Source organism: Mycobacterium ahvazicum (assembly GCF_900176255.2).
Taxonomy (GTDB): domain Bacteria; phylum Actinomycetota; class Actinomycetes; order Mycobacteriales; family Mycobacteriaceae; genus Mycobacterium; species Mycobacterium ahvazicum.
In genome coordinates, this window is the sequence record NZ_FXEG02000002.1 from 1383089 (window position 1) to 1395349 (window position 12261).

The 12261-nt window shown below is 68.0% G+C and carries 12 protein-coding genes; 7 read left to right on the plus strand and 5 right to left on the minus strand.

Annotation, left to right across the window (positions count from 1 at the left end; genetic code table 11):
- The first annotated feature begins 40 nt into the window (after nt 1-40).
- Together dsbE and MAAFP003_RS08740 are read left to right on the plus strand one after the other, a co-directional pair.
- Complete coding sequence (dsbE, locus tag MAAFP003_RS08735) at nt 41-553, plus strand: disulfide bond-forming protein DsbE (RefSeq protein ID WP_096286128.1); 513 nt, start codon at nt 41-43, stop codon at nt 551-553.
- Complete coding sequence (locus MAAFP003_RS08740) at nt 550-1461, plus strand: cytochrome c biogenesis CcdA family protein (protein WP_096286130.1); 912 nt, start codon at nt 550-552, stop codon at nt 1459-1461. The genes dsbE and MAAFP003_RS08740 overlap by 4 nt, the downstream gene beginning before the upstream one ends.
- On the opposite strand, the gene MAAFP003_RS08745 is transcribed toward MAAFP003_RS08740, so the two are convergent.
- The 4 genes from MAAFP003_RS08745 to MAAFP003_RS08760 form a co-directional block, all read right to left on the minus strand.
- Nucleotides 1412-1666: a DUF2631 domain-containing protein gene (locus MAAFP003_RS08745; protein ID WP_207768489.1), complete on the minus strand. Its 255-nt coding sequence runs from the start codon at nt 1664-1666 to the stop codon at nt 1412-1414. The two genes, MAAFP003_RS08740 and MAAFP003_RS08745, sit on opposite strands and share 50 nt — an antisense overlap.
- 133 nt (nt 1667-1799) lie before the next feature.
- Nucleotides 1800-2381 (minus strand): fasciclin domain-containing protein, encoded by a 582-nt coding sequence (locus MAAFP003_RS08750; protein ID WP_096290988.1) that lies wholly within the window; start codon nt 2379-2381, stop codon nt 1800-1802.
- Between the two features lie 106 nt (nt 2382-2487).
- The gene (locus tag MAAFP003_RS08755; RefSeq protein ID WP_096286132.1) at nt 2488-4227 is read right to left on the minus strand and encodes a cytochrome c biogenesis protein DipZ; all 1740 of its coding nucleotides are present in this window, start codon (nt 4225-4227) and stop codon (nt 2488-2490) included.
- Between the two features lie 123 nt (nt 4228-4350).
- The gene (locus MAAFP003_RS08760; protein ID WP_096286134.1) at nt 4351-5022 is read right to left on the minus strand and encodes a fasciclin domain-containing protein; all 672 of its coding nucleotides are present in this window, start codon (nt 5020-5022) and stop codon (nt 4351-4353) included.
- Nucleotides 5023-5223: 201 nt separating this feature from the next.
- On the opposite strand from MAAFP003_RS08760, the gene dxr reads away from it, so the two are divergent.
- The 4 genes from dxr to MAAFP003_RS08780 are packed head-to-tail and all read left to right on the plus strand — an operon-like array spanning nt 5224 to nt 9705.
- Nucleotides 5224-6414: a 1-deoxy-D-xylulose-5-phosphate reductoisomerase gene (gene dxr, locus MAAFP003_RS08765; RefSeq protein ID WP_096286136.1), complete on the plus strand. Its 1191-nt coding sequence runs from the start codon at nt 5224-5226 to the stop codon at nt 6412-6414.
- Between the two features lie 6 nt (nt 6415-6420).
- The gene (locus MAAFP003_RS08770) at nt 6421-7635 is read left to right on the plus strand and encodes a M50 family metallopeptidase (protein ID WP_096286138.1); all 1215 of its coding nucleotides are present in this window, start codon (nt 6421-6423) and stop codon (nt 7633-7635) included.
- Nucleotides 7632-8795: a flavodoxin-dependent (E)-4-hydroxy-3-methylbut-2-enyl-diphosphate synthase gene (gene ispG, locus MAAFP003_RS08775; protein ID WP_096286140.1), complete on the plus strand. Its 1164-nt coding sequence runs from the start codon at nt 7632-7634 to the stop codon at nt 8793-8795. The genes MAAFP003_RS08770 and ispG overlap by 4 nt, the downstream gene beginning before the upstream one ends.
- 55 nt (nt 8796-8850) lie before the next feature.
- Entirely contained in the window at nt 8851-9705 is an 855-nt protein-coding gene (locus tag MAAFP003_RS08780; RefSeq protein ID WP_096286142.1) for a GNAT family N-acetyltransferase, read from the plus strand.
- On the opposite strand, the gene MAAFP003_RS08785 is transcribed toward MAAFP003_RS08780, so the two are convergent.
- On the minus strand, nt 9702-10223 hold the full coding sequence (locus MAAFP003_RS08785; protein WP_096286144.1) for a hypothetical protein: 522 nt from the start codon (nt 10221-10223) through the stop codon (nt 9702-9704). The two genes, MAAFP003_RS08780 and MAAFP003_RS08785, sit on opposite strands and share 4 nt — an antisense overlap.
- A gap of 178 nt (nt 10224-10401) precedes the next feature.
- Between MAAFP003_RS08785 and MAAFP003_RS08790 the strand changes: the two genes are divergently transcribed.
- Nucleotides 10402-12231: a penicillin-binding transpeptidase domain-containing protein gene (locus MAAFP003_RS08790; protein WP_096286146.1), complete on the plus strand. Its 1830-nt coding sequence runs from the start codon at nt 10402-10404 to the stop codon at nt 12229-12231.
- Nucleotides 12232-12261 lie beyond the last annotated feature (30 nt).

Here is a 12261-nt window from a genome sequence, read left to right on the forward strand (position 1 = left end):
GTCCGTGTTGTGAATTAGTAGTCCAGCAAAAGGGGTTGGCATGACGATTCGCTTTTTCTCGCGCTTCAAGTTGTTTGCCGCGGCCATCATGACGGGCCTTGTCGCGGCGGTCCTGGTATCGGCCGGCGCACCACGGGCACAGGCTGCCGACGATCGGCTGCAGTTCACCGGAACGACGCTGAGCGGGGCACCGTTCAACGGTGCCAGCCTGCAGGGGAAACCGGCGGTGCTGTGGTTCTGGGCGCCGTTCTGCCCGTTCTGCAACGCCGAAGCTCCCGGGGTGGCCCAGGTCGCGGCCGCTAATCCCGGTGTCACCTTCGTCGGGATCGCCGGGCACTCCGACCCCGGCGCGGAGCAGGCCTTCGTCTCCAAATACGGCCTGAACTTCACCAACCTCAACGACGCCGACGGCTCGATCTGGGCCCGCTACAACGTGCCCTGGCAGCCGGCCTACGTGTTCTACCGGGCGGACGGCAGCTCGACGTTCGTCAACAACCCCACCTCGGCGATGCCCCAGCAGGAACTGGCCAATCGGGTGGCCGCGCTGAAGTGAACCAGGGCCTCGTCGGTCTGGCATTCGCTGCCGGGTTGGTGGCCGCGGTGAACCCGTGCGGGTTCGCGATGCTGCCCGCCTACCTGCTGCTGGTGGTGCGCGGCCAGTACAACGGGCAACGCCCAAGCCCGGCGGCCGGGGTGGGACGCGCGCTGGCCGCCACCGCCGGGATGGCGCTCGGGTTCCTGACGGTGTTCGGATTGTTCGGCGCGCTGACCATCTCGGCGGCCACCACGGTGCAGCGCTACCTGCCATACGCGACCGTCATGATCGGCATTGTGCTTGTCGCCCTTGGCATTTGGTTGCTCTCGGGCCGGGAGCTGACCGCGCTGACGCCACGCGCGCTGGGACCGCGGTGGGCGCCCACGCGCCTGGCCGGCATGTACGGCTACGGCATCAGCTACGCGATCGCCTCGCTGTCGTGCACGATCGGGCCGTTTCTGGCGGTCACTGCCGCCGGCCTGCGCGGCGGGTCGCTCGTCACGGGCGTGTCCATCTATCTGGCCTACGTCGCGGGCCTGACCCTGGTCGTCGGTGTGCTCGCGATCGCCGCCGCGACCGCCAGCTCGGCGCTGGCCGATCGGCTGCGTCGCATTCTGCCGTTCGTCAACCGGATCGGCGGCGCGCTGCTGGTGCTGGTCGGGCTGTACGTCGGCTACTACGGCCGTTACGAGTTGCGGCTGCTGGACGCCGCGGCGGACCCCCGGGATGCGGTGATTCTCGCGGCCGGGCGGCTACAGGGCGTGCTGGCCGGCTGGGTGCACCAGCACGGCGTCTGGCCCTGGCTGCTGGCGTTGGTCGCGCTGGTGGGCGTCGCGGTGGTGAGCGCCTGGCACCGACGCACGCGGCGCGCAGCGGCTAGCGGATCCAGCCGCGCCGGCGGCCCCACATGTCGCGGATCAGGATGAACAGAGACAGGACCGCGAAACCGATCAGGAAGTTGTCCTCGACGTGGCCGACGTGGTTACCGCGCAGCATGGCCAGCAAGAAGATCACGGCGAAGATGCCGACGCCGTGCCAGGTGCGGATGTTGATCTTGCTCCATCCCCACGCGGCGGACGGCACCTCGGCCGGGTCGACACCGTTGTAGAGCTCCACCTCGGTACTGGCCACGGCGATTCCCTTCGGGTCGGATCGTCTTCTGATCACAGATTCTGGCATACCCGCCGTGCCGCAGCCCTTCGTAGCCTCGGGTTGGTGACCTACCGGCCGGAGCCGGTGGGCCACCAACCCGATTGCCACTCGCCTACGAGGGCGGCATCAGCACGGTGTCGATCATGTACACCGTCGCGTTCGCGGTCGGCACCCCTCCGCAAACCACGCTCGCATTGTTGACTTTGAGGTCGTTTCCCTGGCCGGTCACTGTCACGCCGGCACCTTGCAGTGTGACGTGGGTGCCGTCGACTTTCGCCGGACTCAGCTGACCCGGTACCACGTGGTAGGTCAGGATGCTCTTCAGCATCGCCGCGTTCGTCTTCAGCTGGCCGATGGTGGACTCGGGCAGCTTGCTGAACGCGGCGTCAGTGGGCGCGAACACCGTGTACTGGCCGTTGTTCAGGGTGTCCACCAGATTCACCTGCGGATTGAGCTGGCCCGACAGCGCCGAAGTCAGGGTGGTCAGCATCGGGTTGTTGGACGCCGCTACGGCGACGGGCGCCTGAGACATCCCGTCCACCGAGGCCGGACCGTTGGGGTGGGCCGCCGCGTAATCGGTGCATCCCGGACCCACCAAATCAGCGGCGCCCGCGCTCGGAGACACTGCGATTCCGAGGCCAACGATTCCTGCGGCAGCGAAGCTGGTTGCCGCCATTTTCCTCAATGCATTCATGCGATTCGCTCCCTTCATAGGCCGCGAGCATTCACCCCGTCTGGCTGAAGTCCCGGCATCTCTGATTCGGAGCCGCTCCGCTTGTGGATTGATCGCGACCGCAATATCAGCCATAGGTGAACGAAAACACCTGCAACCCCCTGCCGGGGCGCACCTCGAGCGTGCCGGGTGCCACCTGATCGCCGCCGACGATCTGGTGGGACGTGGGAGGCCCACTGATCGGCACCGTTGTGGTTTTTCCGTCGCGCACCACCGCGAGGGTGCCGGTGCCGGCGACCACGATGTACACGTTTTTCGCGTGGTAACTGAGCTTGATGGCGGAGTCGTCGCCGTCCGCCGTCGCGCCTTGATAGTCGAGCGACCAGGGGCCGCGCAAGGCGAATTTGTCGGCCGCGAGCTCCGGTGGGTAATCGAACGTCGCCGTCCCTTCGTCGTACATTCCGGCCCCGCCGAAGTTGACGACTTTGCCGACCCCGAAATAGGTCTCCGGTGTCAGAGCGGCCTTCGGGGTGGTGTCGGCCGCGTCCACCGGTTTGCCGAGCTTGACCCCGGGCCGGGCGTCGGTGAGCAGCTGCCTGATCAGGCTCTCGGTGACGTCGTAGTCGCCTTCACCGAACTTGATGTGCCGCACCGTGCCGCTGGCGTCGATCAGATATTCGGCGGGCCAGTAGCGGTTGCGATAGTTGGTCCAGGTGGAGTAACCGTTGTCCAGCGCGATCGGATAGGTGATGCCCAGATCCGCCGCCCCCTTGGCGACGTTGTCCGGCACTCTCTCGAACGCGTACTCCGGAGTGTGCACGCCGATGACCACCAGACCGCCGTCCTGGTATGCCTTTTGCCAGCCGACGACGTGTGGGATGGCGCGTTGGCAATTGATGCAGGAATAGGCCCAGAAGTCGACCAGCACCACCTTGCCGCGCAACGAGTCGAGGGTGATCGGCTGGCCGCCGGGGGTGTTCAGCCATCCGGCTATGCCTTTGAGATCGGGTGCGGGACCGCAGTTCTCGAGTTTTGTGCCGCCATTGCTGCAGTTCGACAGCTGTGCGTTCTGGTCGTTGACGATACCGCCGAGGTTCAGTTTTTCCCGTACCTGCTCGGAGTCACCGATTCTCTGTTGCAGCGACCCGGCGTAGTCGGGAATCGCCCGCTGCAGCGCGGCCGGCAGGTCGAACACCAGCGCCACCGCGAGCAGAAGTGTCACGACGCCCGCGGCCACCCGGATCTCGCGCTGCCGGCTCCGGAAAGCCTTCACCCGCTCGGCCACCCGCTGACCGGCCAGCGCGAAGAACAGCAGCGGCAGGGCGGCGCCGACCGCGAACGCGCCGGTCAGCACCACCGTCGCCACGCCGATCGTCGCCGTCGCCCCGGCCACCACGATCGCGGCGAGCACCGGACCCGCGCAGGGTACGTACAACACACCAAGCGCCAGGCCCAGTCCGAAACCGCCTCCGCGAGTGGCGATTTGCTTCTGCGGGATGCGGGAGAACGGCCGCTCCAGCAGCTGTTCGAAGCGCGGAAAGATCAGGCCGATGCCGATCGCCACCAGCGCGACCAGGGCGACCCAACGGATGGTGTCCTGCGGCAGGCGCAGCACCGACAGCAGTGCCGAGCCGAGCAGGGTGACCACACTGAAGCTGAGCACCAGGCCGCCGATCACCCGGTACGGCCGCAATGTCGCGGACAGCTTGCGCTTTTCCGCGACCGCGACGGCACCTTCGGTTGCGGGCGACTGCTCGGCAGAGACTTGCGTTCCCGAGAAGAACACCACCGGCAGGACCGGCAGAATGCAGGGGGAGATGCCGGTGATGAGGCCGCCGAGTAAGCCGACCAGCGCGAGCGTCAACATGCTTGGTATTCGTTGCCGTCTCGGTGATGGATTGGTCTGAGAGCCAAGGAGTTTCGCGATCACATAAGAATGGCTGGGCAGCCCATTATCTCGGCTGCCCAGCCATTCCTTGCACCTGAAGGGCTACTGATTCGGCGGCATCAGCACCGTGTCGATCATGTACACGGTCGCGTTGGCGGTGTGCACCCCGCCGCACACCAGGCCCGCGTCGTTGACCTTCAGGTCGTTTCCTTGGCCGGTCACCGTAGCGCTGGCGCCCTGCAGTGTGACGTGGGCGCCGTCGACCTTCGCCGGACTCAGCTGACCCTGCACCACGTGGTAGGTCAGGATGCTCTTGAGCAGGGCGGCGTCGGTCTTCAGCTTGTCAATAGTGGCCGCCGGAAGCTTGTCGAACGCGGCGTTCGTCGGGGCGAACACCGTGTACTGGCCGTTGTTGAGGGTGTCGACCAGGTTCACCTGTGGGTTGAGCTTGCCCGACAGCGCCGACGTCAGGGTGGTCAGCATCGGGTTGTTCGATGCCGCCGTCGCGACGGGGTCCTGCGCCATCCCGGCGACCGACCCGGGGCCGTTGGGGTTCTGCGAGGCGTACGCCGAGCACCCCGACCCGATCAGGTCCGCCGCCGGGTCGGCGGCCGCCGCGGATGTGGTCATCGGTGCCGTTGTGCTGCTGGTCGCAACGGTCGCGCTGGTCGAGCTTTGCGCTGCGGGTTTGTTGCTCGAACAGCCCGAGAAACCCACGATCGCGATCGCCGCCAGGCTGGCCGCCGCGACTGTCTTGGCCTGAACATTCGTCATTGCGCTTCGATTCCTTTGTTACGACGGCCGCAGCCGCCACCTCTGGGATGAACGCCAGTGATTCGGAGTGCGGACGGTCACGGATGGGTCCAATCGGACGGCCATGGCGCGGGCTCGCCGCCCTGAGCGCACCCTCAAGCCGCCGTGGCCCGCGACGGCCACCGGCGGCACAATGAGTGAGTGAGTTCCCCGAGGAACCAAGTGCGGGCCGACGGCCCGATCCGCGTGCTCGTGCTGGGCAGCACCGGCTCCATCGGCACCCAGGCGCTGGAAGTCATCGCCGCCAACCCGGACCGCTTCGAGGTGGTTGGGCTGGCGGCGGGCGGCTCCAACCCGGACATCTTGGCGCGCCAGCGCGCCGAGACCGGAGTGACCAACATCGCCGTCGCCGACGAGCGGGCGGCCGACACGCTAGGCGACGTCACCTTTCACGGCCCGGATGCGGTTACCCGGCTGGTCGAGGAAACCGAAGCCGACGTCGTGCTCAATGCCCTGGTCGGGGCGCTGGGCCTGCGACCGACGCTGGCGGCGCTGCACTCGGGCGCCCGGCTGGCGCTGGCCAACAAGGAATCGCTGATCGCCGGCGGCCCGCTGGTCCTGGCGGCGGCGCGACCCGGGCAGATCGTGCCGGTGGATTCCGAGCACTCCGCGCTGGCCCAGTGCCTGCGCGGCGGCGAGCCCGACGAGGTCGCCAAGCTGGTGCTGACCGCCTCGGGCGGACCGTTTCGCGGCTGGGCCGCCGCCGACCTCGAGGCCGTCACCCCCGAGCAGGCCGGCGCCCATCCGACCTGGTCAATGGGGCCGATGAACACGCTGAACTCGGCGTCTCTGGTGAATAAGGGACTCGAGCTCATCGAAACCCACCTGCTGTTCGGCGTCGCCTACGACCGCATCGAGGTCGTCGTGCACCCCCAGTCGATTGTTCATTCAATGGTCACGTTCACCGATGGCTCGACGATCGCGCAGGCCAGCCCGCCGGACATGAAGCTACCCATCTCGCTGGCGTTGGGCTGGCCGCGGCGGGTGCCGGGAGCGGCCGCGCACTGTGACTTCACCACCGCGTCCACCTGGGAATTCGAGCCGTTGGACAGCGACGTTTTCCCGGCCGTCGAGCTGGCCCGGCAGGCCGGCGAGACCGGCGGCTGCATGACCGCGGTCTACAACGCCGCCAACGAGGAGGCCGCGGCGGCCTTCCTGGACGGCCGCATCAGCTTTCCGACCATCGTCAGAACAATCGCCGACGTGCTGAGCGCCGCCGACCAATGGGCCGTAACACCCGCTAACGTGGATGAGGTACTAGACGCGCAGCGCTGGGCGCGGGAGCGAGCGCAGCGCGCGGTCACAACTGCAAGCCCCGCCGAAGTCTCGGGAATGGTCTTAGAAAGGTCCTAGCGGCTGATGATGTTCGGAATCGGCATTGCGCTGTTCGCGCTGGCCATCCTGATCTCGGTGGCCCTGCACGAATGCGGCCACATGTGGGTCGCGCGTGCCACCGGCATGAAGGTGCGCCGCTATTTCGTCGGGTTCGGCCCCACGCTGTGGTCGACGCGGCGCGGCGAGACCGAGTACGGCCTCAAGGCCGTTCCGCTGGGCGGCTTCTGTGACATCGCCGGGATGACCCCGGTGGAGGACCTGGCGCCCGACGAGTCCGACCGGGCCATGTACAAGCAGAAGACATGGAAGCGGGTCGCGGTGCTGTTCGCCGGCCCGGGCATGAATTTCATCATCTGCGTGGTCCTGATCTACGTGATCGCACTCATCTGGGGGCTGCCCAACCTGCACCCGCCCACCCAGGCGATCGTCGGCGAAACCGCTTGCATCGCACCAGAAGTCGCTCCGGGCAAGCTCGGGGAGTGCACCGGTCCCGGTCCGGCCGCCCTGGCCGGCATCCGCCCCGGCGACGTGGTGGTCAAGGTCGGCGACACCAAGGTGTCCACCTTCGACGACATGGCCGCCGCGATCCGCAAGCTGCACGGCACCGTCCCGGTCGTCGTCGAACGTGACGGCACCCCGATCACCGCCTACGTCGACATCACGCAAACGCAGCGATACGTGGGCAACGGACAGGACGGCAAGCCCGCCCCCGCGACAGTCGGCGCCATGGGCGTCGGCGGCGTCAAACAGTCGCCCACGCACTACGGCGTGCTCGGCGCCATCCCGGCCACGTTCGCCTTCACCGGCGACCTGACGGCCGAGGTGGGCAAGGCGCTGGTCGCGATCCCCGGCAAGGTCGGCGCGCTGGTGCACGCGATCGGCGGCGGGCAGCGCGACCCGCAGACGCCGATGAGCGTCGTCGGGGCCAGCATCATCGGCGGCGACACCGTCGACCACGGACTGTGGGTGGCGTTCTGGTTCTTCCTGGCCCAGCTGAACCTGATCCTGGGCGCGATCAACCTGTTGCCGTTGCTGCCGTTCGACGGCGGCCACATCGCCGTCGCGGTGTTCGAAAAGATCCGCAACCTGTTCCGCTCCGCGCGGGGAATGGTCGCGGCGGCCCCGGTCAACTACCTCAAGCTGATGCCCGCGACCTATGTGGTCCTGGTGTTCGTGGTCGGCTACATGCTGCTGACCGTGACCGCGGATCTGGTCAACCCGATCAGGTTGTTTCAATGACCGGCCTCGGCATGCCGGAAGCGCCGCCGCCCACGCTTGCGCCCCGGCGTAAAACGCGCCAATTGATGGTCCGCGACGTCGGGGTGGGCAGCGATTCCCCGATTTCGGTGCAATCGATGTGCACCACCAAAACGCACGACGTCAATACGACGCTGCAGCAGATCGCCGAGCTGACGGCCGCAGGCTGTGACATCGTCCGGGTGGCCTGCCCGCGGCAGGAGGACGCCGACGCGCTGGCCGAGATCGCCCGGCACAGCCAGATCCCGGTGATCGCCGACATCCACTTCCAGCCGAAGTACATCTTCGCCGCGATCGACGCCGGATGTGCTGCGGTGCGGGTCAATCCGGGCAACATCAAGGAGTTCGACGGGCGCGTCGGCGAGGTCGCCAAGGCGGCCGCCGCGGCCGGCATCCCGATCCGCATCGGCGTCAACGCCGGCTCGCTGGACAAGCGGTTCATGGAGAAGTACGGCAAGGCCACCCCGGAGGCGCTGGTCGAGTCGGCGCTGTGGGAGGCCTCGCTGTTCGAGGAGCACGGCTTCGGCGACATCAAGATCAGCGTCAAGCACAACGACCCCGTTGTGATGGTCGCCGCCTACGAGCAGCTGGCCGCGGCGTGCGACTATCCGCTGCACCTCGGTGTAACCGAGGCCGGGCCGGCCTTCCAGGGCACGATCAAGTCGGCGGTGGCCTTCGGCGCCCTGCTGTCCCGCGGCATCGGCGACACAATCCGGGTGTCCCTGTCGGCGCCACCGGTCGAGGAAGTCAAGGTCGGCATTCAGATTCTCGAATCGCTGAACCTGCGCCCGCGCGGGCTGGAGATCGTCTCGTGCCCGTCGTGTGGCCGCGCGCAGGTCGACGTCTACACCCTGGCCAACGCGGTGTCCGCGGGCCTGGACGGGCTCGACGTGCCGCTGCGGGTCGCGGTGATGGGGTGCGTCGTCAACGGCCCGGGGGAGGCCCGCGAGGCCGATCTCGGCGTTGCCTCCGGAAATGGCAAGGGGCAGATCTTCGTTCGCGGCGAGGTGATCAAGACCGTTCCCGAAGCTCAGATCGTTGAGACGCTGATCGAAGAGGCGATGCGGCTGGCTTCGGACATGGCCGGTGATAACGGTCCTGGCACAACAGGCAGCGGGACGCCGGTTGTCACCGTAAGCTGATAAGACCAGTTCTCTCTTACTGGTCCCGTCGTTCGCACCACGGAGAGTTCGCCAGATGTCGGCTCCGCCCCTGTTTCGCCTCGTTGGCGATAGACGGGTGTCCGTGGTGCGCGACGCCGCCGCGGTGTGGCGAGTATTCGACGAAGACCCGATCGGGGCGTGCATGGTCGCCTCCCGCGTCGCCGATCACGGCATCGACCCCGGCGCGATCGGCGGGGAGCTGTGGACCCGCCGCGGCGCGGACGAGTCGCTGTGTTTCGCCGGTGCCAACCTGATCCCGTTGCGGGGGCTGCCGGCCGACCTGAACGCGTTCGCCGACGAGGCGATGAGCGGGACGCGGCGCTGTTCGTCCCTGGTCGGGCGGGCGAGTCTGGTCCTGCCGATGTGGGAGCGGCTGGAGACCGCCTGGGGGCCGGCCCGTGACGTGCGGGAACGCCAGCCGCTGATGGCGCTGGCCAAACACCCGATGTGTGACCTCGACCCCGAGGTGCGTCAGGTGCGGCCGGAGGAGCTGGACGCCTACCTGGTGGCCGCGGTCGACATGTTCATCGGCGAGGTCGGCATCGACCCGCGGCTGGGCGACGGCGGTCGCGGCTACCGCCGCCGGGTGGCCAGCCTGATCGCCGCCGGGCGCGCCTGGGCCCGGTTCGAGCAGGGCCAGGTCGTCTTCAAGGCCGAGGTGGGGTCGCAATCGCCCGCGGTCGGCCAGATCCAGGGCGTCTGGGTGCATCCGGAGTGGCGCGGCCTGGGGCTGGGTGCTCGGGGCACCGCGATGCTGGCCGCCGTGATCGTCGGCAGCGGGCGGATCGCCAGCCTGTACGTGAACGACTTCAATGAGGTGGCCCGGGCTGCCTACGCCCGGGTGGGCTTCGCCGAGGTCGGCACCTTCGCCACCGTCCTGCTGGACTAGCCGGTCCGTCGCCCGGAACCGCCGGAGCGCTCCTCGGTGCGGCGCCGGCGTATCCACTCGGGGCCTTCGAGGTGGTCGGGAATCAGCCAGAAGCCGAGGCCGAAGTTGTAGCAGAACACCGCGGCCCACCACAGGATGGCCGTCGGCGTGAATCCCATCGGTCCCGGAGAGTGATGAACACCGGCCACCGCGGCCACGAACACGAAGCCGAGCGCGATCACACTCACGACGGCACAGAACAGCAACGCCAGGCGTCGATGGATCGTCGATAGGGCCGCGGCCGCGGCGAGGCCCAGCATCACGCAGCTCAGCGTCGCGGTCACGGGTACGCCGACCAGCGACAGCCCGACGCGGGTGGGTGCGATGAGAAACATCGCTACCAAGCCGGTTACGCCGATCGCGGCGGCGACCACGGCTTCGCCAGCCAGTAGCCATCGGCCCTGGCGCCAACGTGGCGGGTTGAGGCTGACCCGGCGCAGATTTTCCGTCGCGTTCGGTCCTCTCGTGTCTCGCGCCATTGCCGCCTCCTGAACATCGATGCTTTGAAGTCGAGATACCCGGAAATCGCGGGAGCACGCCCCGCCGGCGGCCTTTCCTCGACCTGACCGAGGCCCGCCGCGTGAACCCCCCACATAACGGTGAGGTCTCGGTGTGTCGGCGCCGGTGCACCCGCCTATGTTCTTAACATCAGTAACGATGGCCACAAAAACCTCATCAGTATCAATTGTTTCGGCGGCGGCGGCCCTGCTGCTCGTCGCGGCTGCCGCGCTGTCGGGATGCACGCCGCGGCCCGACGGCCCGGGCCCTGCCGCGGAGAAGTTCTTCCGCGCCTTGGCCATTGGCGACACCGCGACGGCCGCTCAACTCAGCGACAACCCCAACGAGGCCCGCGAGGCGCTCAACGCGGCCTGGGCCGGGCTGCAGGCCACCCATTTGGACGCGCAGATCCTCAGCTCGAAGTACGCCGAGGACACCGGCACGGTCGACTATCGGTTCAGCTGGCACCTGCCGAAGAACCGGGTGTGGAGCTACGACGGCCAGCTGAAGATGGCCCGCTACGAGGGCCGCTGGGAGGTCCGCTGGGCGCCCAACGGGCTGCACCCCAAGCTGGGGGAGCACCAGACATTCGCGTTGCGCGCCGATCAGCCGCGGCGCGCCTCGGTGAACGAACTCGGCGGCAGCGACGTGCTGGCGCCGGGCTACCGCTATCACTACACGCTGGACGCCACCAAGGCCGGCCCGCCGCAGTCGCTGAGCTTCACCACCCACTCGATCGTCGACGTGCTGCGGCCGTTCAACGACACGCTGACCGACCCGCAGCTGCTCGCCGAGCGGGCCAGCTCGACACCTAACCAGGTGGACCTGGGCGTCACGCTGCTTCCCGCCGACAACGACAAGGTCTTTCCGCTGATCGGCCACCTGCCCGGGATCGTGGTCACTCCGCAGGCCGACATGCTGGCCACGGACCCGCATTTCGCGCCCGCCGTCATCGCCGAGGTCAAGAAGGCCGTGATCGACCAACTCGACGGCCAGGCGGGCTGGCGGGTGGTCAGCGTCAACCAGAACAACGTCGACGTCGCGGTGCTGCAAGAGGTCGAAGGAGCGCCGGCCCCGTCGGTGTCGATCACCCTGGATCGGGTCGTGCAGAACGCCGCCCAGCGGGCGGTGGACAACAAGGGCGGCAAGGCGATGATCGTCGCGATCAAGCCGTCGACGGGGGAGATCCTCGCGATCGCCCAGAACGGCGCGGCCGATGCCGACGGCCTGCCCGCCACCAACGGCCTGTTCCCGCCCGGGTCGACGTTCAAGATGGTCACCGCCGGCGCCGCCGTCGACCGCGACATGGCCACGCCCAACTCGATGGTCGGCTGCCCGGGTCATCTCGACATCGGCCACCGCACCATTCCCAATTACGGCGGCTTCGACCTCGGCGTGGTCTCGATGTCGCGCGCGTTCGCCAGTTCGTGCAACACCACGTTCGCCGAGTTGAGCAGCAAGATGCCGCCGCGGGGCCTGACGCAGACGGCCTCCCAATACGGGATCGGGCTCGACTACACGGTCGACGGCATCACCACCGTGACCGGGTCGGTGCCGCCGACGGTCGACCTGGCCGAGCGCACCGAGGACGGCTTCGGCCAGGGCCGGGTGCTGGCCAGCCCGTTCGGCATGGCGCTGGTGGCGGCCACCGTCGCGGCCGGGAAAACCCCTGTGCCGCAATTGATCGCGGGCCGGCCGACGACGGTCGAGGGTGACAGCACCCCGATCAGCCCGAAGATGATCGACGCGCTGCGCCCGATGATGCGGCTGGTGGTGACCAATGGGACCGCCAAGGAGATCAACGGCTGTGGCGAGATCTACGGGAAGACCGGTGAGGCCGAGTTCCCGGGCGGGTCACACTCGTGGTTCGCCGGCTACCGCGGCGATCTGGCCTTCGCGGCGCTGATCGTCGGGGGCGGCAGCTCGGAATGGGCGGTCCGGATGACCAAATTCATGTTCGAGTCGCTCCCGCCGGGCTATCTGACCTGAAGCATGGCGGCCCCCGAACCCGTAACGGCG

Bases quoted from the DNA above. Each gene is read 5' to 3' on its own strand.
- dsbE (WP_096286128.1), top strand. From the start codon at position 41: ATGACGATTCGCTTTTTCTCGCGCTTCAAGTTGTTTGCCGCGGCCATC.
- MAAFP003_RS08750 (WP_096290988.1), bottom strand. From the start codon at position 2,381: ATGAATGCATTGAGGAAAATGGCGGCAACCAGCTTCGCTGCCGCAGGA.
- MAAFP003_RS08755 (WP_096286132.1), bottom strand. From the start codon at position 4,227: ATGTTGACGCTCGCGCTGGTCGGCTTACTCGGCGGCCTCATCACCGGC.
- MAAFP003_RS08760 (WP_096286134.1), bottom strand. From the start codon at position 5,022: ATGACGAATGTTCAGGCCAAGACAGTCGCGGCGGCCAGCCTGGCGGCG.
- MAAFP003_RS08770 (WP_096286138.1), top strand. From the start codon at position 6,421: ATGATGTTCGGAATCGGCATTGCGCTGTTCGCGCTGGCCATCCTGATC.
- ispG (WP_096286140.1), top strand. From the start codon at position 7,632: ATGACCGGCCTCGGCATGCCGGAAGCGCCGCCGCCCACGCTTGCGCCC.
- MAAFP003_RS08780 (WP_096286142.1), top strand. From the start codon at position 8,851: ATGTCGGCTCCGCCCCTGTTTCGCCTCGTTGGCGATAGACGGGTGTCC.
- MAAFP003_RS08785 (WP_096286144.1), bottom strand. From the start codon at position 10,223: ATGGCGCGAGACACGAGAGGACCGAACGCGACGGAAAATCTGCGCCGG.
- MAAFP003_RS08790 (WP_096286146.1), top strand. From the start codon at position 10,402: ATGGCCACAAAAACCTCATCAGTATCAATTGTTTCGGCGGCGGCGGCC.